This window comes from Caballeronia sp. LjRoot31 (assembly GCF_964253885.1).
GTDB lineage: Bacteria > Pseudomonadota > Gammaproteobacteria > Burkholderiales > Burkholderiaceae > Caballeronia.
This window is the reverse complement of sequence record NZ_CAXURX020000001.1, coordinates 2,097,199-2,118,216: the sequence shown is the minus strand read 5'-3', so window position 1 is coordinate 2,118,216 and position 21,018 is coordinate 2,097,199. Positions and strand designations below refer to the sequence as shown.

Here is a 21,018-nt window from a genome sequence, read left to right as displayed (position 1 = left end):
GCAGCGGGCAATAAAAAAGGCGAACCGGAGTTCGCCTTTCTCGTGAATGCTGGCGGAGTGGACGGGACTCGAACCCGCGACCCCCGGCGTGACAGGCCGGTATTCTAACCAACTGAACTACCACTCCTTTTTTACATCTTTTGCAACGATCCAGGCCCGAGTCCGCGCAGCCGATTATTTCAATCATTTGCAACAACCCGCGGGCCGATTGAACTGGAAAGCGGTGTGCCGGAAGGTTTGATCAACACCCTGCCAGCCTTGTTCCACAACCGTTTGCTCAATCGGGGACGAAGTATACAACGAAAAATCATACGATGCGAAATTTTCTCTCGCGACGCAGCAAAGACCGCTTCCGCGAGAATTGCTCCAGCGGGATTCCACTTGGCCGCGAAGCTAATCACCGTTGGCACCCGCTGAGCCTTTGAAGCCCATAGCGACGGTGAAAAGAGAAGATTCCAATTAGCTCGCGGGGGGGCATTTCATGGCCATCGCGAAATGCACCCCCGGCACGACCGTTGCGTCAACGTCCCCCCACTCCCTGCGATGCGGTTACGTCGAGCGATGGGGCGCCCGGAATCTGAAGCGGCTCGATCTTGCCCACGATCACCAGATAACTGAACGCGCCGAGGAAACAGAAACCGCCCGCGACGATCAGCGGAATGGTGAACGACCCTTTTGTGAGTGCCAGCATGAGGCCGGTGAACGTGGTGATCACGATGCCCGCTAGGTTCGATGCAAAGTTCTGGATGCCACCGATAGACGCGACGTAATCCGGCGTGGGCGCCACGTCGCCGGGAAGCGACCAGATGCTCGCAGCGGCGAATGCGAGGCTGCCATACGCAATTCCAAACGATGCAAGCATCACATACGTGCTGGTCGTGAACGCCGAGAGCGTGATGATCGACGAAAGCAGCATGCCGCCGACCATGCAGGTCTTGCGCGACTTCGTCAGGCTCCAGCCGCGCTTATAGAGCGCGTCCGAAACGATGCCGCCCAGCCAGCCGCCCGGAATGGAAATGAGCGCGGGAATCATGCCAAGGGTGCCGAGCGACTTGAGCGAAAAACCGCGCGTCTGCACGAGATAACTCGGGAACCACGTGATGAAAAAGTAGATCACGAAGTTCAGGCAGAAGAACCCGAGCATCATGCCCCACAGCGTGCGATGCCTGAAGAGCGAGGCCCACGTGACGTTCTGGCCAGACGCTTTTCCACGCGGCGCAGGCGTTGCGTTTTCCGCGCCGGTCAGATCTCCACGCGACGGATTGCGGTAGATCAGGAACCAGCCAAGCACCCACAGCAGGCCGACCGCGCCCGTCGCGACGAACGACACTTCCCAGCCGAAGCCGCTGATGATCAGCGCGACAATCGGGATGGAGAGCGCCGAGCCGACCCGCGAACCGCTATCGAAGATACTGGTGGCGAACGCGCGCTGCGCCGGTTTGAACCATTGCGCGACCAGCTTCGTACACGCGGGATAAGCGCCCGCTTCACCCATGCCGAGCATCAGGCGGCAGCCGAACATGCCCGCCACGCTCGTGGTCGCCGCCGTGAGCGCGGTGAACACCGACCACCAGCCAACCGCAAGCGGCAATGCAATGCGCGCGCCGGCTTTATCGACGAACCAGCCGAACGGCATTTGCATCAGCGCGTAGGTCCAGAAAAAACCGCTCATCACGAGGCCCATTTGCGCCGGGCCAATGTTGAGCGCCTTCTCTATTTGAGGGGCGGCAACTGCGAGGTTCGCGCGATCGACATAGTTGATCGCGATTGCCAGGAAGCATAGAAATATGACCATCCAACGCATCTTGCGCATGCTTTGTCTCCTCCGGTACGGCTCGTTTTTTATCTACGATGCTCGGGTCTTGGCGATGCTGCGAGTAAGCGCAGCATCGGCCCGGTCAAGCATGGTGTGTGCGCTTGGCCGGGGCGTTACATGCTACTCGTTAAATGCGGGTGTTTGCACGGTCGGCGCTAACGGTCAGGGTGTTCCCTGACCGATGCCCGAATTCTTACAACAAGAAAGCTTCATTGCATGGCAATGGCTGTTCGCGCCAACAAGACCCATGCATGGCGACAACGGACGTCCTGATTTCGGTGCGATTTGTGTCCCCTCAGGACCCCTTGCATATCTCATGAAGCGCGTTGAGCCTTCGCACCGGATCGGCCACGTACGGATTCGATTCATCCCATGCGTAACCCGCCAGCACGGCGCTGATAAAACGCTGAATATGCGGTGTTTTATGCGGATAAAAGATGATGTCCTGCAACTCGCCGGTGTACCACCGCTCGACGAATGCACGGAACGTATCAATCCCTTTTCGTAGCGGCACATCGTACGCTGCCTGCCAGTCGGGCGTCTCTCCGTTGAGCTGCCGCTCGAGTGTTTGTACCGCCAGATGCGCGGAGCGCAGCGCGATGGTCACACCCGATGAAAACACCGGGTCAAGGAACTCCCCGGCATTACCGAGCAGCGCGTACCCCGGACCATGCAGCCGCTCGACGTTGGCCGAATACCCGCCGATGTGCCGTACCGGCATCAGGAACGGCGCCTCCCCGATAAGCCTGTTGAGCGTTGGCTCCTGCCGGATCAGCGCGCGCAATTTTGCGTCGCGTTCGTTCTCGGGACAGTCGAGGAAACTTGCTTCGGCTACGCACCCGACCGACGAGCGTCCGCCTGCCAGCGGAATCATCCAGAACCACACATGGTGATGCTCCGGATGCGTCGCAACACAGATCTTGTTGCGGTCCGTCGCGCCTGCCGGGATGCCGTCTTGCACATGCGTAAAGATGGCCGCACGCGTGGGCATGCGCGTGGGCGCCTCGAGATTCAGAAGACGGGGCAATACACGGCCGAAGCCGCTTGCATCGAGTACAAAACGCGCTTGCACCTGGTACTTAACTCCCGCTTCATCGATCACGTCCAGCACGGGCGCGGTGCCGGTTTGCATCGCCTGCACGGTGTGGCCGAAACGTACTTCGGCGCCCTGCTTCGCGGCGCAGCGGATCAGCAGATCGTCGAATACTGCACGTTCGACCTGATACGTCGTGCCCCATCCGGGCGAATGTTTATCGCGGAAATCGAAGGACGACGACTGGTCGCGATAAATAAAATGCGCGCCGTTCTTGTACTGGAACCCGGCCTCGACGACGGCCTGCAGCATGCCGGCCTCCTCAAGGTATGCCATGCTCTGCGGCAACAGGCTCTCGCCGACCGAAAAGCGCGGAAAATGCTGGCGTTCGAGCACGAGCACCGAACGGCCCGCCTTTCTGAGCAGCGCAGCCGCGACCGCCCCCGAGGGGCCTGCGCCGATGATGGCTACATCGACGGTCGTGTCTTGTTTCGAAGAATCAGTATTCAAGTGTGCCTCGCTTAGGCCCTGGGGCTGTCTGTGGAATTTCTTGCGGCGCACGTTGCTGGATCATTTCCGTGGATCAGTTGCCCGCTCTTGCTTCAATGCGTGTCATGCTTGCGATTACAATGACGTGCGCCCTGCTCGCATCCTTTGTTGCCGGAGAGAAATCGTGTCGTTATCCGAAATATCCAGCGTTGCATACGTGCCGGAGACAGCCTTCGGGCTCTGGTTTCTGCGTACCGCCACGTGGGAGCATCACGTGCTGCGCGTAGCGATCAATGATCTCAAGCGCCTGGTCGATACCACCCTGCCCGTGGCTCCGGTGATTGTTGATGTGGGCTGCGGGCAAGGTCAGTCGTTCCGGCTGCTTGGCAACGCGTTCAGGGCCGGCCGGATCATCGGAGTCGATTTCCATGAGCCTTCGCTCGTGGAAGCCCGGAATGCGGCGCAGGCTTGCTCGCAGGACGGCGACTGGGCGACCGAGATCGAGTTGCTGCGCGGCGACTGCGCACGCCTGCCCTTGCCCGATGCAAGCGCCGACATCGTGTTCTGCCATCAGACCTTTCATCATCTCGTGGATCAAGACCGCTCCCTGAGTGAATTTCGCCGGGTACTGAAACCCGGCGGGGTTTTGCTGTTCGCTGAATCCACCGATGCGTATATCAAGTCCTGGGTGATCCGCTTGCTGTTTCGCCATCCCATGCATGTGCAGAAAAGCGCCGACGCTTACCTCGACATGATCCGCAACGCCGGCTTCGCATTCGGTTCACAAAACGTTTCCATGCCCTACCTGTGGTGGAGTCGCGCGGCGGACTTCGGACTCCTTGAACGGCTCGGGTTGCATCGGCCGCTGCCGGGCAAGCGTCGTGAAACGCTGGTCAATGTGGCTGCGATCAAGGCAGGTTGAATCCACTGATCGCAGCTTCCTTCGATTTCAGGGTTGACGCGCGCCAAGCACAACACCATCCCGCACTCGCAAGGCCACCGCTTTTCAAGCACCCTTCCACGCATCGAAGACCAAGCTGGCGCAACTGCCGCCGAACCCGAATGAAATCGACATCGCAGTGTCTATCTTCATCGGCCGCGATGTGCGCACGAGCGGCATGCCACTCACGCATGGATCGGGCGTTTCGATCGGCCCCGTCCCCGCGACAAAACCATCGCGCATCATCAGCAAGGTGTAGATCGCTTCGTGCACGCCACAGGCTCCAAGCGGATGGCCGGACAATCCCTTCGTCGATGAAAACAGCGGGATGTCATCGCCAAATACATCACCCAACGCATTCAGTTCTTCAACGTCGCCAAGCGGCGTGGAGGGCGCGTGCGTGTTGATATACGACGGACGGGTGCCTGCTTCGTCGAGTGCGCCACGCATGGCGCGCGCGATGCCCGATGCATGCGGACTCACCATGCCCGCGCCGTCCGTGCAATGCCCGAAGCCTGTCAGTTCGGCGTAAATGCGTGCGCCCCGCGACAACGCGTGGTCCAGCGACTCGAGCACCAGCACGCCACCGCCCGACGCAATCACGAAACCATCGCGCGTGCTGTCATAGGGACGCGAGGCACGTTCGGGCGCGTCGTTAAAACGCCTCGACAATGCGCCCATTGCATCGAACAACAGGGTCATGTTGTCGTGCAAACCTTCGCTGCCGCCCGCGAGTACGATCTGCTGGCGGCCGGTCTGGATCAGTTGCATCGCCTGGCCGATCGCCAGGGCAGATGTGGTGCAGGCCGACGACGGCGAATAGGTCATGCCCTCCAACCCGAACACCTGAGCCACGTTCGCCGATGTGGTGCTGCCCATCACTTGCGGGACCGCATACGGCGGCACTTTCTCGATACCGCGCGCGTGGGCAATCGTCATGGCTGCGTCATAGGCTGAGATCGTGCCGGTGCCCGAGCCGATCACCGCGCCGGCACGCGGCGAACGCAACAGGGAGAGATCGAGGTTGGCATCGTGTATTGCCTTGCGCGCTGAATGACATGCAAAACGCGCCGTATCGCCCATGAAACGCTCGAGCTTGCGATCGAACGGGGGTTCGTCCGCGATCGATGCCACGCCCGCCACCTGACTTGCCAGACCACGTTCACGCCACGCATCGACTCGCGTAATGCCGCTTCGGCCCGCGCGCAAGGCGGCGGAGACTTCATCGAGCGTATTACCCAGGCACGACACAACGCCCATGCCCGTCACGACCACGCGTGACAGGCCACGGGGGGCAGGCACAACGCTCATGGCACGCGCCTGAAAATCAGCGACGTATTGATGCCGCCGAACGCGAAGTTGTTGCTCATGACATATTCGGCATCGATCGTGCGGCCGCTATCCACAATGTAGTCGAGCGCCGCGCAAGCTGGATCGACCTGTGTCAGGTTCAGCGTCGGCGCATACCAGTTGCGCTTCATCATCTCGATGGTCCACCACGCCTCCAGCGCGCCGCACGCGCCCAGCGTATGGCCGACATAACTCTTCAGCGAACTGATCGGCAAACGCTCGCCGAAGGTCTGCGCGCTCGCGTGGCTTTCGGCTACATCGCCGCGATCCGTCGACGTCCCATGCGCGTTGACGTAGGCAATGGCTTCAGCCGGAAGCTGCGCGTCGCGTAGCGCGAGCTGCATGGCGAAGGCCATGGTCCCGGCCGATGGCTGCGTCATATGCGCGCCGTCCGAGTTGCAACCAAAGCCTACGATCTCCGCATGAATGCGCGCCCCGCGTGCAAGCGCGTGTTCATACTCTTCGAGCACCAGGGTCGCCGCGCCTTCACCGACCACGAGGCCATCACGGGCGACATCGAAGGGGCGCGGCGTCAGGTGCGGCTCGTCGTTGCGCGTGCTGGTGGCATAGAGCGTGTCGAACACGGCGACGGCCGGCCCCGATAACTCCTCAGCGCCGCCCGCGAGCATCAGCGTCTGCTTGCCGGCTGCAATCATCTCGTAGGCGTAGCCAATCGCCTGGCTGCCCGATGCACACGCGCACGATGTCGGCACAATGCGGCCCTTCAGGTCCCAGAACAGGCTGACGTTGACGGCCGTGGTATGCGGCATCATCTGCACGTAGCTATTCGAGGTCACGTCGCTCATCGAACCGGTTTCGACCATCTTGCCGAATGCGCGAATCGGCTGGACCGATCCGGACGACGATCCGTAGGCCACGCCCATGCGGCCGTCCTTGATCGTGAGGTCGTCGGCGAGACCCGCATCGGCCAGCGCCAGTTCGCTCGCGCGCACCGAATACAGGGACACGGGGCCCATCGAACGGGTTTTCTTGCGCGGGTAATGAGCCGGTGCGGTGAAGGCGGGCAAGGGGCACGCGAGCCGCGTATGCAGCAGCTCGAAGTAGTCCCACTCGGGCATCCGGCGCACGGCGTTGCGGCCGCTTCGCAAGTTTGCCTCGATCTCGTCCCAGGCATTGCCGAATGCCGTGACGCCACCCATGCCGGTAATGACGACGCGCTTCATCAGATCATCCCGCCATTGACGCCGATCACCTGCCGCGTGATATACGAGGCCGCATCCGACATCAGGAAGCTGACCACGGACGCCACTTCGGCCGGTTGCCCGACGCGGTTCATCGGCACCGTCTTCAATGCCTGTTCGAGCGGTACACCCTCAAGCATGCCGGTGTCGATCAATCCGGGGGCCACGCAATTGACGGTGATGTTGCGGGTCGCCAGTTCGACGGCGAGCGCCTTCGTGGCGCCGATAAGTCCGGCCTTCGCCGCGCTGTAGTTCACCTGGCCGCGGTTGCCCATCACGCCCGAGACAGAGGCGATTGTCACGATGCGGCCGCCCTGCTTCGCGCGCACAAGCGGCATGGTCAACGGATGCACGACGTTATAGAAAGAGTCGAGACCGGTTTCGATCACGATGTCCCAGTCCTCTTCGGTGAGCGCCGGGAACGCCGCGTCACGCGTCACGCCCGCGCAACAGACGATGCCGTAATACGCGCCGTAGGCGGCCACGTCGGCTTCGAGCACTTCGCGGCATGCGGCGCGGTTTCGTACATCGAATTGCAGAACGCGCGCCGTGCCGCCCTGCGCGGCAATGCCGGTCGCGACCGCTTCGGCTTCGGCGCGGCCGCTGCGGCAATGCACGGAGACCGTGAAGCCGTCTGCCGCGAGTTGATACGCTATCGCACGGCCGATGCCGCGACTTGCGCCCGTTACAAGAACACGCCGGCTCATGATCCGAAACTCCCTTCGATGAATGACTGAAAATCAGCCGGTTGATACACCTTGATGACGGCCTCGGCGCAGCACACGCTGCCGCGATTCTGTTCGTGGTCGTGTTCCTGATCGTGATGGATCGAGCATTCGTACGCGCCGTGGCCTTCGTCGCCGCGCAGCAGTTCTTTCGCTTCGATGCGCAATCGGGCATCGCGCGCGAATAGCGGTACATGCGCCTCGTACCGGCGCGAGCCGAGCAGTACGCCGGGACGTGCCCGACCGCCCGCGCGCATCGCGAGTAAAGCAACGTGCGCGGCGATTGCCTGCGCCATCAGTTCGATGCCGATCCATGCCGGCATCGCGCCGTCGGCATCGGCGTACCAGGCATCCGCGCGAACGCTTGCGTAAGCGGTCAGGGTTTCGTCGGTGCAGGCGCTGACGCCGTCGAGCAGCAGCATCGTGCCCCGGTGCGGCAAGATCGTTTCAATGGGGCCGAAGCCGCTGTCATTCATCTGGGTCGTCATCGGCCGAGAATCAGACTGACATTGCTGCCGCCAAATGCAAACGAGTTGCTCATCACGTATTGCGTGCCCGCCATGCGCGGCAGATAACGCTCGCTTTCGATCAGATCGAGTGGCGGCAACGCCGGGTCGGCCTCCCCGTCCCACAGATGACGCGGTAAAGCGACGTTGTCGCGTGCGAGTGTAAGCCACGCGAACCCCAGCTCAGTCGCGCCCGCTGCGCCGAGTTGATGCCCGGTCAGCGGCTTGGTGCCGCTGACCGCGACGCCATCCTTAAACACCCGCGCCATCAGGTGCGCTTCCATGTCGTCGTTCTTGCGCGTCGCCGTTGCGTGGAGGTTCACATAAGCAATGTCAGCCGGAGCAAGACCGGCGTCCGCCAGTGCTGCGCGCAGCGCAATTTCACCGCCCGCGCCGTGTGGATCGGGTGCGGAAATGTGGTGCGCATCGCTTGATTCACCCACGCCCGCGAGCACGACCGGGCCTTCGTCGCGGCTCATCAGGAACACGGCCGCGCCCTCGCCCACGTTGATCCCGTTGCGATTGCGGCTCATCGGATTGGAGCGGACCGCACTCGTCGATTCGAGCGACGCGAAGCCCTGCACAGTTAATTCGCATAACGAATCTACACCGCCGACTACAACCGCATCGCACAGGTGCAACTGGAGTAACCTGCGCGCGGAGACGAACGCCTTGGCGCTCGATGTGCATGCGGTCGAGATCGTGAATGCCGGGCCATGAAGGTCGAGCGCTGCGGCGGCGAACGGCGCCACCGTACCGATTTCCACTTGCCGGTAGTCGAAGCCCACGGGCAACTTGCCTGCTTGTGCCTGATACACAAACGCAGCCTCGGCCGCTTCAATACCTGATGTACTCGTGCCAAGCACCACGCCAATCCGATGCGCGCCGTAACGCTCGCGAGCGGCTTCTACCGCCGGCGCGATCTGGGCAAGCGCCGCGAGCAGCAGCCGGTTATTGCGGCAGTCATAACGCGCGAGTGATTCCGGGGGCGCGAGATCGAGCGGCACGATAACGCTGCCGGCGAATGCATCGCCGATGCCGGTATGGATCGTTCCCATGCCGGGCGACACGCCGGCCGCGAGCGCCGGCACGATCGAGTCGATGCCGTCTCCTAGTGCATTGATCAAGCCAAGCGCGTGTAGATAAACCCGTGGCCCGTTCATGCGGCCCTCCTTCGTTCCGATGGCATGCCGATAGGCGCAAGCAGCACCGATACCGCGATGCCCAGCGCCAGTGTCGCGCCAAAACTCTTCAGCGCAGGCATCGCGCTCATGGCGAGCAGGCCGAAGGAAAGCAGCGTTGTTGCGGCCGAGAGCAGCACGCCCGTCCACACGGCGCCAAGATCGGCGTCGGCACGCGCGGCGCCTTCGCGCAGGAACACGGCGTAGTTCGCGCCCACGCCGAGTACGAGCATCAATGCCAGCCAGTTGAAGAGATTCAGCGGCACGCCGGCGTAGCCGAATACGGCGAGCGTTACGCCCACCGCCAGCAAGACCGGCAGCGTGACGACAATGCCGCCGAGCGGCCGGTAGCGCGCCATCATCAACAAGAGCACGAGCAGGAGCGCGCCAGCAAGCCAAATGCCGCTATCGACACGATAAGCGCCGAACAGCGTCGATACGCTCGCGGCTTTATCGACGAAGGTGACGCCTGCCAGCATGTGCGCCGTGGCAATCAGCGCGGGCAGGTTCGCCGGCGTAACGCCTTGCGGAATTACGACAGAAGCGTATCCGCCCGACGTCGATGCCGGGTCGACTCTGCCGAGCCACAAGTGACGGAACGGTTGCGACCACGGCGCTGCAAGCCAGCTATCGACACTCAGTACCGCATGGTCCGACTTCGCGTAGGCTGCGAGCCACGCGTCGGCGACTTCATCGCGGAAACCGGCTTGAACAAGTGTCGCGCGCAACGCGGACGGATCGTTGAATACGCGTTGACTGAGCAGGGTACGGTCCTCGCCCTGCCGCTTCGCCGACGGAACGAATGACGTTACTGATTGCCAGCTACTCAGCCTGGCCGCGCCTGTCAAACCGTCGAGCTTCGCGCTCAGTGCTTCAGCGCGCTCCAGCACGATTTCGGGCGTCTCGCCGCGCACGACGAAGAACTGTGTGCTGTTGTCGAAGCCGACCGCGTCGCGGACCTTCTGCTCCTGCGCCATGAGCACAGGATCGCGCTGGATCAGCAGATGGATGTCGTCGTCGCTCGTGAGCCGTAGCCAGCCCGGCACGGCGACGATGAGCAGCAGAGCCGCTACGCCCCATGCTCGCCGTCCGCCGATCACTGCACGCCATGCGCCAAGCAGACGTGCCGCTCCATCGAATACGCGCTGCGGACTACGCTTGGGTGCACGGACCAGCAACGCCGGCAACAGCCACAATACCGACGCAAACGCGGTACATATCCCCACAATCGCAAAACATGCAATTTGCTTGAGCGCAGGAAACGGTACCCACGTGAGGATGGCGTAACCCAGTAGGCTTGTCGTCAATGCGACTGTCAACGCCGGCCGCACGGTGCGCGCGCCGCGCTGCGCATCCCAGTCACCCCCCGCACCGAGATACACCACAAAATACTGGATCGAATAGTCGACCGCCTCGCCGATCAAACTCGCGCCGAACACGAGCGTCAGCAGATGCAGCTTGCCGAATATCAGCATGGTGGCGGCGAGCGCGCAGACAATGCCGAGCGCCGTCGAGACGAAGCCAAGCAGGATCAGCCGCGGCGAACGGAACACCCACAACATCAGCAACGCAATCCCGCAGAGCGATGCAATACCGATTAAATGCACCTCGCGCTCTGAAGCAGCGCGCGCAGCCTCCGCGTAGAAAACGGCGCCGGTGCGGGCTAACGTGACATCGGGAAAACCTTGTTTAAGAGCGCTTTCGCCGCCAGCCACAGCTTCGTGGACCGCATGCTGGACTTTCGATTCGTACGCCGAACCCGGCAACGTCGCCATCACAAGAACACTGGTCGCATTGCCGCGATGCGCCACGAGCAAACCGTCTTCAACCTCCAGGTTCGAGGTCGCAAGCGGCAAGCCCGCAAGCCAGTGTTCGAGCCAGCCGAACGGATCATCGGCGAGTTGGGTCGCGAGGCCGCTGCGCAGCGGGCTATATAGGCGTCGTACAAGTGTGTCGTGCAAGGAGACCGTGCCGTCTGCAAGCGCGGTGCGATCGGCAGGTGCAAGCAAGCCGAATCGATACGGCATGTACAGCCCTGCAATATTCGATAGGTCGAATGGGGGCAGCTCTGCTGTCACCGAGCCGAACGCTTTACTTGCCGACAACGTCGCCCCAAGCTGTTTCGCTGCGGCTTTCGCGTGCGCTGCATCGTTGCTGGTCACAAGGAAAACCGTACGATCACCCAGCGCGGTCGCCAGGGTATCGACCGCCTTTTCAGCGACCGGATCCGCTTCCGTCGCGGGCAATAACGCGAGCAGGTTCGTTTGCAGCGGCGACGGCCCGGCAAATCGCCACACACAATAAAGCGTTGCGACGAGCGCGAGCAGCAGCCAACCGACGCGCACGCCCCACGCCGATTTTGCGACCTGTGACTGCGGCACCTGCATCATGGCGCTCCGAACAGCGTGCGATCGGCTGGCGGCAGTTCACTTACCGCCGCGCTGTTCGCAAAGTCGATGCGCGTAACGTCGCCATTCGCAAGCGTGATGCGCAGCGCCTGCAAATAATCCCCGCCGCTCATCTCAAGGCCCTTGATCGACTGGGCGAGTTGCGGTTGATTCGGCGTCAGTTGCATGCGCCATTGCGCCGGTGTGCCGTCCGCGTGCACGTCGAATTGTGCGTAGAGCGCCGAGAGATCGCCGCCCAGCATCGCGCGCATCATCCGGGAAACCTGTGCCACGCCGCGCACGCCGCTGCCACTATTCGAGTTCGTCCGCTGGCCGCTGGCGTTCACTTCGCTCACGCCAGTATCGGTGATGACGTAGGTCGCTTTGTACGGTGTATCGATCTGCCAGATCACGCCGCGTTCGCGGAAAAAAATCAGCGAGCCCGTGCTGACGAGCGGCTGTTTCATCGCGGACAGCGTTTGAGTTTGCGTGAACTGCGCGCGAACGCCCTTTGCCTGAGCGAGATGCCCCGCTATCTGCGAAACAAGACCCGTATTGCTCGCCGATGCAGGCTGCGCCGCGAAGACCGGTATGGACAACGAGATAAACAAAGACGCAACAGCGCTAAGCCAATTCAACGTGCCCATGCGCGCTCCAGTTTCTCGATCACCACGGGCGGCGACACGAACTGCAGTTCCTGCGTCGCGGCGTGAATGGCAACCTGGATCGTATAACCCTTGGTCAGCCGCTCGCCTGAAGCGGCATCGACAATCTCGTAACCAATCTTCAGGCGGTTTTCATATTCCAGCAATTGCGTGCGTACCTCGATCTTCTGCCCGTAGGTAGCCGGACGCACGTACTTGAGATGCACTTCGACGATGGGCCACAGATAACCCGATTCCTGCATCTCGCGATAGTCGTAGTCGAACACCCGCAGCAGTGCCGCCCGGCCGATCTCGAAGTACTTCAAGTAGTGGCCATGCCAGCAGACGTTCATGGCGTCGACGTCGTGGAACGGTACTTCAACGGGCGCGCTGGCGGTCAGGACTTTGGGGGCGGTAGATTCACTCATGCTGATCCTCTCCACCATAGCCCTCGACCACATCGCACGCCGCGATCCGCGCGGTCAATGCGCGCAGGTCGCTTTCAAGCGCGCGGTCTTCATCGACGAATGGCGATCCGGCTGTCACGCTATCCATAAATTTACGCAACGGCGGGGGGATGGGTGTCATATTGTTGATGCGCAGACGCAAGCGCGCCGCCTGCACAGTAGCGAGCGTATGGGCCGCGGCGACTTGCTCGGTCAGCTCCAGGATCCGCAGGCAATCACGTGCGGCGATCGTGCCCATGCTCACCTTGTCCTGGTTATGCGCTTCGGTCGAGCGCGAGAATACGCTGGCCGGCATGGTCAGTTTGAGCGCTTCCGCGGTCCATGCCGACGACGATATCTGCACCGCCTTGAAGCCGTGATTGATCGATGCCCGCTCGGGCGCCGCGCCCGACAAACTGCGCGGCAGGCCGTTGTTGAATTTATCGTCGACGAGAAGCGCTAGTTGGCGATCCATCAAATCGGCAAGATTCGCGACGGCCACTTTCAGCGCGTCCATCGCGAAGGCAATATGGCCGCCGTAGAAGTTGCCGCCGTGCAGTACGCGTTCACTATCGGGATCGATCAGCGGATTGTCGTTGGCGCTGTTCAGTTCGTTCTCGACATCGCGACGCACCCACGACAGCGCATCGCGCGCAACGCCGATCACGTGCGGCGCACAGCGGATGGAATAGCGATCCTGCAAGCGATGCCCCGGCGTGTCCTCACGGCCGGCGAGATCCTCGCGAATCCATGCCGCGGCTTCGGCCTGCCCCGCGTGTGGTTTGACTTCGAAGAGCATGGGGTCGAAGTGCGCGGCGCGGCCGTCGAGCGCGACGGTGGATAACGCGGTCAGGCGGGCGGCGAGCCGGGTCAGATGACCGGCACGGGCGAATGCGAGGCACGCGAGGCCCGTCATGACCGCTGTGCCGTTCATCAGCGCGAGCCCTTCTTTCGGCGCGAGCGTGAGCGGCGTGTGACCAAGCTTCGCCCAGACGCTTCGGGCATCGCACAACTCGTCGCGGAACCGCACGTCGCGCTCGCCAACCAGCGCGGCCGCCACGTAGGACAGCGGCGTCAGGTCACCGCTCGCCCCCACCGATCCCTCCGATGGAATCCGCGGCAGCACGCGATGATTGATCAGGTCAGCAAGCCGTTCAAGCAGCACGTGCCGTACTCCCGAGAACCCGTATGCCAGCGAATTGAGCCGTGCGGCGATGACGGCGAGCGTCTGCGCGTCGTCGAGATGCTGGCCCATGCCGCAGCCGTGATAACGCAGCAATTGCAGGGGCAGGACTTCGACCAGTTCCATGGGTACATCGACCACGCACGAGTCGCCGTAACCGGTGTTGACCCCATAGACGGTTGCGCCCTGCAAAAGATGGCGGCGCAGGAATTCAGCGCCGCGTTCGATGCGTGCGCGCCACGCCGGATCGGCACTCAAAGCGACAGGCGTTCGCCGATGGGCAATCGATACAACCTCTTCGATCGTCAGCCGCCTGCCGCCGATCACGATGGCTTCCTCGGCTATACAAGCTGGCTCGCCGCCAAGATCATGTTCGGCCATTCGCGTCTCCATGTCCGTTACCCTTGGGACGCGCCCAGAAATCGAAAAAATTGAACCATTGATAAGGCGCCTTGCGGCAATAGTGTTCGAGACGCAACGCATAACGCTGCGCCCAGTCCGCGAGATGCTGCGCACGTTCCCGGCGCGGCAACTCGATGCGCTGCGCGAACGGCTCGAAGTAGAGCCTGTAGCCCTGCTCTTCCTTCAGGCAGAAAAACAGGTACACGGGGCAACCGAGCGCGTGGGCCAGCACGTAAGGACCTTGTGCGAAAGGCGCCGTCGAACCAAGAAACTGCGCCTCGGTCGTGCGGCCGGAATCATGCGCGGGCACGCGGTCGCCGACGATCACCAGCAACTCGCCTGCCTCCACCCGATCCTGCATCATCATCGCCGTCTCGGGGCCGAAGTCGCTGACCTCGACAAGACGTTGCGCGAACGCGCTATTCGCCGATGCCAGCACGCTGTTGAAACGACGCGCGTGCTCCGTATAGACAACCGCGGTGATCTTCGCATGCGCCCCGCGCGTGGCAAGCGCCCGGGTCATCTCGAGGTTGCCGAGATGCGCACCGATCACAAGTGCGCCGCGGCCGCTGGCGTTCAACGCTTCGAACGCGGCCGGGTCGTCGAACTTCACGTCGTCCATGCTGACGCGACCCGACCATGCAGCGAGTTTATCGAAGCCGGAGCGCGCGAACGCCAGCATGTGTTTATACGCGGACCACCATCCTGGCCGAGGCGTTCCATCCTGCGGCGCTGCCTGCTGGAGATGCATGAAATAAGTGTGCGATGCAGCGCGTGCACGGCTCCCGGTCAGCAGAAAATACGCGACGATCGGATGCAGCCACAATGCGGTGAAGCGCGTGCCGAAGAGACGGCAGCTAAGCGCAAGCAAGGACATGCCGAGATGGCTGCCGCGTTCCGCGATATGCCACCAGTGCTGCTCGTTTTCATTCGATGAAGTTTCAGAAGCGCGCGGCATCAGCTTGTGTGCAAGCAGCATTGGCAGCCGCCCCAGCATGCCCACAACGAGCCGTGTGTGGGTCCGGCTGATGCGCACGTTGTCCCACAGCACGTCGAAGTGCGAAACGCCGTCGCTCGCATAGGTGACGCGCGTCGGGATCGAACGGAACACGGTCCGGCGCCAGTACAGCCGCACCAGTATCTCGATGTCGAAATCCATTCGCGTCGGCAACTTGACGTCATCAATCAACGCGCAAACCACGTCGAGTGGATACACGCGAAAGCCGCACATCGAATCGCGGATCGTGAACGAAAGCGTTTCGATCCACACCCACACATGCGTCAGATAACGGCCGTAGAGACGCGACTTTGGCACGGATGCGTCGTAGACGGGACGACCGAGAACCACAGCGTGAGGCTCTGCGCGTGCAGCCTCGATGAAGCGCGGCACATCGGCGCTGTCATGCTGTCCGTCCGCGTCGATCTGCAAGCCATGCGTGAAGCCAGCCTTGCGCGCCGCCAGCAGGCCCGCCATCACCGCTGCGCCCTTGCCGCCGTTGAGTGGCAACCGGATCAGCGTGAGCGTGTCCGCGAACTGTTGGCGAAGCACGCCAAGTACATCCTGGGTAGCCTGGTCACTGCCGTCATCGACGATAAAAAGTGGCAACCCATGCACGCTGAGGTTCGCGACGGTCGCGCTGATCGCGTCCTTGTGGTTGTAGATCGGGATAATGATGCACGGCAGTATGGGCGACCCAAAGCTCATGCGATCCCCCGATAAACAATCACACCGGACGTGCACTCTCTGTGCCCAAGCCGATACGCAAATTGCACCCGCCAGCGCGACGCGTCATGCGTCAACGTGAGATCGAGCAGCGCGCCGGGTGGCACCGGGGCCTTGAACTTCAACTGCTCGATCGATGCCAGCATGCGTACGTCCGGCACTTGCTCGGCGGCCAATCGTATCGCCCAGTCTATCTGTACAACACCCGGCAGGATCGGCAAGCCGGGGAAGTGGCCTGCAAAATGAACCAGAGTCGGGGGCACGCGAAGTTCGTAGTGCAACGCGGTCTCGCTACGCACTTCGGAGAGCACTTCCACGCCGTCCGCGCGTGCATCGAACGCAGCCGCAACGGCGGCCGCCGACAACTTCCCACGCGCGTCAAACGGAAGTGTGAAACGGAAACGCCAGAAACGCGGCAGCACGACGATATCGAAATACGCCGCAAGGTGGCGGCGCAGGATCTTGGCGAGCGCCACGCGTCCTCGTTCCAGCAGCGCTTCACTACCAGCTTCAGTGAGCACCACCACCGCACCGACACGCTCGCGCGACATCCCTTCAAGCGACACAACCGCCCCCTGCGCCACATACGGATGCAGTCCGAGGCGCGCTTCGAGTTCGGGTAGCGACACGCGCTTGCCGTCCAGCTTGATCACGCGATCGAGACGGCCTTGCAGACGAAAGCGCCCGTCCGTATCAAACGCGATGGTGTCGTCGGTACGGTACCAATCGTCATGGCCCAGATGCGGTGAACGCAGGTTGAGCGCACCGTCGTCACCGCGATGAACCTCGATACCATTCAACGCTTGCCACGCGTCCGTCTGATCCTGCCGCCGCCAGGCGATACCACCCGTTTCCGTGCTGCCGTAGATCTCGACGGGCGCCGCGCCGAACGCCGCGGCATATTTGCTCGCCGCGTCTGCCGCAAGCGGACCGCCCGATGAAAAGAACACGCGGGGCGCAGGACTCAAACTGGCGAAACCATCGAGTTCAGGCCAGCGCGATAGTTGCGCCGGCGTGGAGACCACGACCGCGGATTCCGGCCCGCACTGTGCGATCCGCGCCTGCAAATGTTGCGGTTCGATGCTGAGCGCGCGGTCGAATGCACGCCCGGCCGCGAGCGGCCAGAACACGCGAAACAGTAGCCCGTAGATATGATGATGCGCGACGCTGCCGAGCACGGTTGCGTCGCCAACAAGCACGCCCCACTGCGCCTCGAGCGTATGAACTTCGGCGTTGAATTGTGCGAGCGTCTTGCGGATCGGCTTCGGTGTGCCACTGCTGCCGGAGGTGTACAGCGTGAGCGGCGCATGTGGGTCGATCGATGCAAAAGATCCGATGTACTCCGAACTAGACACCAGCGCGGGCATGTCCGCATCGGTTAGTACGGCATCGTAGGCACTCGATAGATCGGCCAGATAACCGGGCGCTGCATGTGCCGGAATGACCGGTTCCTTGCCGCAGGCGAATAACGCAAACAGCGCGCAGGCGAAGTCGAACGGATCGTCAATGCACAGTGCATAGCGCCGCGCCGGCTGCTCGCTTAAACGCGTGGCGATGGCCCGCACTCGCGCAAGGAACGCAGAGAAATCGAGTACGTCGGCGCCGTCGCGGGAAACCGGCGTGTCGGCATCACGCCCGGCCCACAACAGCTCGTGCAACGCGATCATGCCGCCTCCGAGCGCGCGGCGCGCGGCAGCACGGCCACGTAGCGCCATACGATCTCTCCAACCAGCAGCACCCCTATCAGGCCATACGCGATCACGCCGTTGTAGAGCGACCAGGCAGCACGCGTCCAGAACAACGCGGTATAGGCGGAAAACGCACCGTTCAGCGTGAAGAACACGCACCACATTTGCGTGACCCGGCGCGTGTATCGCACGGCATGCGCGCCAAGCGCCGGCTTGCCCATGCGCGCGAATTTTTCGACCATCGATGGCCCGCGCACAAGCGTCGCACCGAACGCTACCAGCAGTCCAAGGTTCACAAACGAGGGATACAGATGCAGCAGCAATTCGCTGCCGGACAATACGATCCCCGCCGATACGCAGCTTAAAAGGCCCGCTACGCACCAGTCGGTCGCGGTAAGCTGGCGCAGCGATGTCGCGAACGTGCCGGTCCCGGCCCAGCGCTGCAGCCAAAGCAAAGCAAATAGCGCGGCGCCGATGTATCGCGGTGAATCCCAGCGCCACGCACACAAGATCATCAACGGGTAGGCGACCTTCAGCGCAACCTGCAGAACCGCGCGCGGCCAGCCAAGGGGCCTCGCGTGCAAACCCGGGCCGCAAGCCTCAGGCGCTGCGGCACCCTGCCCGCCGGCACGTGAATGCTCCGCTTGCATCACCCCTGTTCCGCCAGCAACGACTCCACCGCACCGATCACATCGCCGACCGTGCGTACCGACTTGAACTCTTCCGGCTTGATGCGTCGTCCGGTCATTTCCTGCAGCTTGATAGCGAGATCAACGGCGTCGATGCTATCCAGGTCGAGGTCCTCGTACAGATGCGCTTGTGGCGTCACGCGATCGGGCTCGATCGCGAAGTTCTCTTTGAAGATGGCGCGGATGCGCTCAAGGATCTCTGTCTCGGTCACGATGTGCTCCCCTTTTCTCCGATGTCGTTCGTAGCGCTCAGCCCGCCCTGCTGGCTGGCGACCAGCGCGGCGAGCGTGCTGATCGAACGGAAGTGCTCTCGCGTGCGTTCGTCGTTCGCCGCAATAGTCAATTGATAGTGTTTGCGCAGCACGATGCCGATCTCGAGCGCGTCGATCGAATCGAGCCCGATGCCATCGGTTTCGAACAGCGGCGCATCGTCATCGATGTCCGCAGGCGTCAGGTCTTCCAGATCGAGTGCATCGATCAGAAGCTGCTTAATTTCCAGTTTCAAAGAATCCATAGTCGAACAGCCGCTGGTTAATGTGCGCCTCAATAGCGCTGGTCAAAGTGCGCGCGGCAAGGGCCGGAGAAAAAGACTCATGCGATGCATCATGCGCCATGGGCCGCTCTGCCATGACGGGCTCGAGCACGCTCACGCGGATGCGGAATGCCCGCGACGGCACGTGATACCAGCGCATCTGCTTGGTGAAGGCCGGCGGGTCGCAGACCATCAGCACGGGCAGGATCGGCGTGCCTGCCTTGAGGGCGATGTGCGCAAAACCGCGCGAGAATGCGTGCAACCGGTTCGGCGCGGGACTACGCGTGCCTTCCGGAAAAATGATCATGGTATAGCCCGCAGCGATCTGGCGGGCACTGGCTTCAACCAGTTCGACCGGGTCGACGTTGCTCACGTATTCGGCCGCCCGGACGATGCCCCAGAAGCAGGGATTACCCCAGTGCGCGTTCTTGACCACGCAACAGGCGGAAGGCGTAAGCGCGAGCAGCACCACCACGTCGAGGTAGGTCGGATGATTGGCCACGACAACCACGGGGCCGGCGTCGCGCAAGGCGGCGGCTCCCGAGACTTCCAGTTCCATCACGCCGATCCACTGCAAAACGGCCACCAGCGCCCGGAAGAACCAGTGAATGATGGTCGTCACCATCCGCTGACGCGATGCGCGATGCGGCCACAACCACGCGAGCGGAAACACCAGCATCGAGAACAGCAGTCCGCAGACGCCGAACACGACGAAGCTCATGCCCGTGGCGACCAGCCGCCAGCCGTAGTTAAGCCGCGCCTTCATGCCAGCTCCAATGCCAGGTCGTACCGGCGTTTTTCCATGTAGCGGGCGCCTGTGTGTCGAGGCAGCGTTGGATCGCTTCGCTCTGCGTAAGGAAAGTGTCGGGCACGGCGAAAGGTCTCAATGAAGGTCCCAATGCCGGTTCCGGAGTTCCGGAAAGGCCACCCGTAGCCGATATTGTGCATGCAAGCTGTCCTGCCGCGCGGGTGTCGAGCAGGATCGCGAGCGCACCGCCTTGCACCTCGTCTTCAATCGTGCCGTAGGCGGCATCGGCCGGCTCGTCGGCATAGACCAGCAGCACGGGGGACGACGGGTCCGCTTCGAATTGCGCGTGCGCTTCGAGCAATGCAAACCCCAGCGTTTGCGGCCCGGCGGAAATCGCGCTGGCGGCCGAACGATCGCCGCGGGCGATGCCGAAAATGCCGGTCATCGCGTTGAGGACGGACAGGCTGAAAGCGGTCGGCGAAACCGGCTCGCCCGCGCTGATGGCGCGCAGGATGTCTGTCGTGCGCCGCAGTTCACCATGCCGCGATGCGAACACCACGCGCACGCGGTTCCGCTCAGCCACACAGTCATGGGCGACCTTGAGGGCGCTTCGGGACAGGCTGCTCAGACGACGGCGGACGATCGGCTCGATGAAGCTGATATCGGCGGTCGCCGCGGCAGCGGTGGCTGACCATCGGGCAACGGGCATGGTCCAGCGCAGATCGTGCATACGATGTTTACGGTTTGAAAGACACCAGCACTTCACCAGGATCCGCCTGTGCGGGCAGCACAGGAATGGGCCCGCTTCAACCGGACGATCTTCAACCCGCTGTCCGAAGATGACCGGCGGTTATACCGATGCCTGTACCGACTTAACGGCATTTTGTGCCGATTGTTAAATACCATATGGGGTACATGAAGCGGGTAAATGGATATCTGGATTTGGACCGGCTCCGCGTTGAGGGGCGAATCATACTGAAAATTGCCTGTTAAATCAGCCAGAAAACCCGTTCACGTCTGGATAAGTCCCATATATACGACGCAGAGCCAGAATAGATTCCATGCGCCCCGACCGAAATTCGGGCGCGATACCGCCAATCTAGCCGCCGCACCTTCATTGTCCAAATCAAAAAAGTTACGGAATGTATGTTCCGCCGCGTGCTGGCTATCACTGGCGGTGCCTCCTCTCCTCACCGGTCGTTGATCCGCTCGTCTAGTCAACTCACGCAACAGTCGCGACGAACATCAAGAATGAGGCCTCTCCCGGACCTGTGCGGGGACTGCCGGAGCGTTGCCTATCCTGGCGTCCTCGCAAAAAATAAGTCCGGAAATAG

The 21,018-nt window shown here is 62.2% G+C and carries 19 protein-coding genes and 1 tRNA gene; 1 reads left to right on the top strand and 19 read right to left on the bottom strand.

From position 1 onward, the window contains the following. Positions 1-50 precede the first annotated feature (50 nt). From ACSQ8V_RS09385 to ACSQ8V_RS09375, 3 genes are all read right to left on the bottom strand, one after another. Positions 51-127, bottom strand: a tRNA-Asp gene (locus ACSQ8V_RS09385). A gap of 393 nt (positions 128-520) precedes the next feature. Further along, a complete protein-coding gene (locus ACSQ8V_RS09380; RefSeq protein ID WP_436205540.1) occupies positions 521-1,813 on the bottom strand; it encodes an MFS transporter in 1,293 nt (430 codons plus the stop codon). Positions 1,814-2,111: 298 nt separating this feature from the next. After that, positions 2,112-3,359, bottom strand: coding sequence for an NAD(P)/FAD-dependent oxidoreductase (locus ACSQ8V_RS09375; RefSeq protein ID WP_436205539.1), 1,248 nt, complete (start codon positions 3,357-3,359; stop codon positions 2,112-2,114). Positions 3,360-3,522: 163 nt separating this feature from the next. Here ACSQ8V_RS09375 and ACSQ8V_RS09370 point away from each other — a divergent pair, with 163 nt between their 5' ends. After that, on the top strand, positions 3,523-4,260 hold the full coding sequence (locus tag ACSQ8V_RS09370) for a class I SAM-dependent methyltransferase (RefSeq protein ID WP_436181723.1): 738 nt from the start codon (positions 3,523-3,525) through the stop codon (positions 4,258-4,260). 84 nt (positions 4,261-4,344) lie between these two features. Here the strand turns inward: ACSQ8V_RS09370 and ACSQ8V_RS09365 are convergent, their stop codons facing one another. The 16 genes from ACSQ8V_RS09365 to ACSQ8V_RS09290 are packed head-to-tail and all read right to left on the bottom strand — an operon-like array spanning position 4,345 to position 20,414. Then, positions 4,345-5,589, bottom strand: a complete 1,245-nt coding sequence (locus tag ACSQ8V_RS09365; RefSeq protein ID WP_436205538.1) for a beta-ketoacyl synthase N-terminal-like domain-containing protein — start codon at positions 5,587-5,589, stop codon at positions 4,345-4,347. Beyond that, positions 5,586-6,812 (bottom strand): beta-ketoacyl-ACP synthase, encoded by a 1,227-nt coding sequence (locus ACSQ8V_RS09360; RefSeq protein WP_213763878.1) that lies wholly within the window; start codon positions 6,810-6,812, stop codon positions 5,586-5,588. Before ACSQ8V_RS09360 ends, ACSQ8V_RS09365 begins: the two co-directional genes overlap by 4 nt. After that, positions 6,812-7,537: a 3-ketoacyl-ACP reductase FabG2 gene (locus tag ACSQ8V_RS09355; RefSeq protein WP_436205537.1), complete on the bottom strand. Its 726-nt coding sequence runs from the start codon at positions 7,535-7,537 to the stop codon at positions 6,812-6,814. Before ACSQ8V_RS09355 ends, ACSQ8V_RS09360 begins: the two co-directional genes overlap by 1 nt. After that, complete coding sequence (locus tag ACSQ8V_RS09350; protein ID WP_436205536.1) at positions 7,534-8,031, bottom strand: hotdog family protein; 498 nt, start codon at positions 8,029-8,031, stop codon at positions 7,534-7,536. Before ACSQ8V_RS09350 ends, ACSQ8V_RS09355 begins: the two co-directional genes overlap by 4 nt. Positions 8,032-8,039: 8 nt before the next feature. Continuing rightward, positions 8,040-9,224, bottom strand: coding sequence for a beta-ketoacyl-[acyl-carrier-protein] synthase family protein (locus ACSQ8V_RS09345; RefSeq protein ID WP_436205535.1), 1,185 nt, complete (start codon positions 9,222-9,224; stop codon positions 8,040-8,042). Further along, the gene (locus ACSQ8V_RS09340; RefSeq protein WP_436206628.1) at positions 9,221-11,629 is read right to left on the bottom strand and encodes an MMPL family transporter; all 2,409 of its coding nucleotides are present in this window, start codon (positions 11,627-11,629) and stop codon (positions 9,221-9,223) included. Before ACSQ8V_RS09340 ends, ACSQ8V_RS09345 begins: the two co-directional genes overlap by 4 nt. Continuing rightward, positions 11,629-12,276 carry a LolA family protein gene (locus tag ACSQ8V_RS09335; protein ID WP_436205534.1) on the bottom strand — a complete coding sequence of 216 codons (648 nt, stop codon included), beginning with the start codon at positions 12,274-12,276 and terminating at the stop codon, positions 11,629-11,631. Before ACSQ8V_RS09335 ends, ACSQ8V_RS09340 begins: the two co-directional genes overlap by 1 nt. After that, positions 12,264-12,701 (bottom strand): acyl-CoA thioesterase, encoded by a 438-nt coding sequence (locus tag ACSQ8V_RS09330; RefSeq protein ID WP_436205533.1) that lies wholly within the window; start codon positions 12,699-12,701, stop codon positions 12,264-12,266. Before ACSQ8V_RS09330 ends, ACSQ8V_RS09335 begins: the two co-directional genes overlap by 13 nt. Beyond that, complete coding sequence (locus tag ACSQ8V_RS09325; RefSeq protein WP_436205532.1) at positions 12,694-14,283, bottom strand: HAL/PAL/TAL family ammonia-lyase; 1,590 nt, start codon at positions 14,281-14,283, stop codon at positions 12,694-12,696. The genes ACSQ8V_RS09330 and ACSQ8V_RS09325 overlap by 8 nt, the downstream gene beginning before the upstream one ends. Next, on the bottom strand, positions 14,270-16,009 hold the full coding sequence (locus ACSQ8V_RS09320) for a glycosyltransferase family 2 protein (protein WP_436205531.1): 1,740 nt from the start codon (positions 16,007-16,009) through the stop codon (positions 14,270-14,272). The genes ACSQ8V_RS09325 and ACSQ8V_RS09320 overlap by 14 nt, the downstream gene beginning before the upstream one ends. Beyond that, positions 16,006-17,694: an AMP-binding protein gene (locus tag ACSQ8V_RS09315; RefSeq protein ID WP_436206627.1), complete on the bottom strand. Its 1,689-nt coding sequence runs from the start codon at positions 17,692-17,694 to the stop codon at positions 16,006-16,008. Before ACSQ8V_RS09315 ends, ACSQ8V_RS09320 begins: the two co-directional genes overlap by 4 nt. Further along, positions 17,691-18,365, bottom strand: a complete 675-nt coding sequence (locus tag ACSQ8V_RS09310; protein WP_436205530.1) for a hypothetical protein — start codon at positions 18,363-18,365, stop codon at positions 17,691-17,693. The genes ACSQ8V_RS09315 and ACSQ8V_RS09310 overlap by 4 nt, the downstream gene beginning before the upstream one ends. Next, positions 18,365-18,616, bottom strand: coding sequence for an acyl carrier protein (locus ACSQ8V_RS09305; RefSeq protein ID WP_031359256.1), 252 nt, complete (start codon positions 18,614-18,616; stop codon positions 18,365-18,367). The genes ACSQ8V_RS09310 and ACSQ8V_RS09305 overlap by 1 nt, the downstream gene beginning before the upstream one ends. Next, positions 18,613-18,918 carry a phosphopantetheine-binding protein gene (locus ACSQ8V_RS09300; RefSeq protein WP_436205529.1) on the bottom strand — a complete coding sequence of 102 codons (306 nt, stop codon included), beginning with the start codon at positions 18,916-18,918 and terminating at the stop codon, positions 18,613-18,615. Before ACSQ8V_RS09300 ends, ACSQ8V_RS09305 begins: the two co-directional genes overlap by 4 nt. Continuing rightward, entirely contained in the window at positions 18,893-19,702 is an 810-nt protein-coding gene (locus ACSQ8V_RS09295) for a lysophospholipid acyltransferase family protein (protein WP_436205528.1), read from the bottom strand. The genes ACSQ8V_RS09300 and ACSQ8V_RS09295 overlap by 26 nt, the downstream gene beginning before the upstream one ends. Further along, complete coding sequence (locus tag ACSQ8V_RS09290) at positions 19,686-20,414, bottom strand: beta-ketoacyl synthase chain length factor (RefSeq protein WP_436205527.1); 729 nt, start codon at positions 20,412-20,414, stop codon at positions 19,686-19,688. The genes ACSQ8V_RS09295 and ACSQ8V_RS09290 overlap by 17 nt, the downstream gene beginning before the upstream one ends. Positions 20,415-21,018: the final 604 nt, after the last annotated feature.

Coding starts and splice junctions, on each gene's coding strand:
- ACSQ8V_RS09365 (WP_436205538.1), bottom strand. CDS start 5,589: ATGAGCGTTGTGCCTGCCCCCCGTGGCCTGTCACGCGTGGTCGTGACG.
- ACSQ8V_RS09360 (WP_213763878.1), bottom strand. CDS start 6,812: ATGAAGCGCGTCGTCATTACCGGCATGGGTGGCGTCACGGCATTCGGC.
- ACSQ8V_RS09330 (WP_436205533.1), bottom strand. CDS start 12,701: ATGAGTGAATCTACCGCCCCCAAAGTCCTGACCGCCAGCGCGCCCGTT.
- ACSQ8V_RS09335 (WP_436205534.1), bottom strand. CDS start 12,276: ATGGGCACGTTGAATTGGCTTAGCGCTGTTGCGTCTTTGTTTATCTCG.
- ACSQ8V_RS09340 (WP_436206628.1), bottom strand. CDS start 11,629: ATGCAGGTGCCGCAGTCACAGGTCGCAAAATCGGCGTGGGGCGTGCGC.
- ACSQ8V_RS09355 (WP_436205537.1), bottom strand. CDS start 7,537: ATGAGCCGGCGTGTTCTTGTAACGGGCGCAAGTCGCGGCATCGGCCGT.
- ACSQ8V_RS09310 (WP_436205530.1), bottom strand. CDS start 18,365: ATGCAAGCGGAGCATTCACGTGCCGGCGGGCAGGGTGCCGCAGCGCCT.
- ACSQ8V_RS09350 (WP_436205536.1), bottom strand. CDS start 8,031: ATGAATGACAGCGGCTTCGGCCCCATTGAAACGATCTTGCCGCACCGG.
- ACSQ8V_RS09380 (WP_436205540.1), bottom strand. CDS start 1,813: ATGCGCAAGATGCGTTGGATGGTCATATTTCTATGCTTCCTGGCAATC.
- ACSQ8V_RS09295 (WP_436205528.1), bottom strand. CDS start 19,702: ATGAAGGCGCGGCTTAACTACGGCTGGCGGCTGGTCGCCACGGGCATG.
- ACSQ8V_RS09325 (WP_436205532.1), bottom strand. CDS start 14,283: ATGGCCGAACATGATCTTGGCGGCGAGCCAGCTTGTATAGCCGAGGAA.
- ACSQ8V_RS09320 (WP_436205531.1), bottom strand. CDS start 16,009: ATGAGCTTTGGGTCGCCCATACTGCCGTGCATCATTATCCCGATCTAC.
- ACSQ8V_RS09315 (WP_436206627.1), bottom strand. CDS start 17,694: ATGATCGCGTTGCACGAGCTGTTGTGGGCCGGGCGTGATGCCGACACG.
- ACSQ8V_RS09300 (WP_436205529.1), bottom strand. CDS start 18,918: ATGGATTCTTTGAAACTGGAAATTAAGCAGCTTCTGATCGATGCACTC.
- ACSQ8V_RS09345 (WP_436205535.1), bottom strand. CDS start 9,224: ATGAACGGGCCACGGGTTTATCTACACGCGCTTGGCTTGATCAATGCA.
- ACSQ8V_RS09290 (WP_436205527.1), bottom strand. CDS start 20,414: ATGCACGATCTGCGCTGGACCATGCCCGTTGCCCGATGGTCAGCCACC.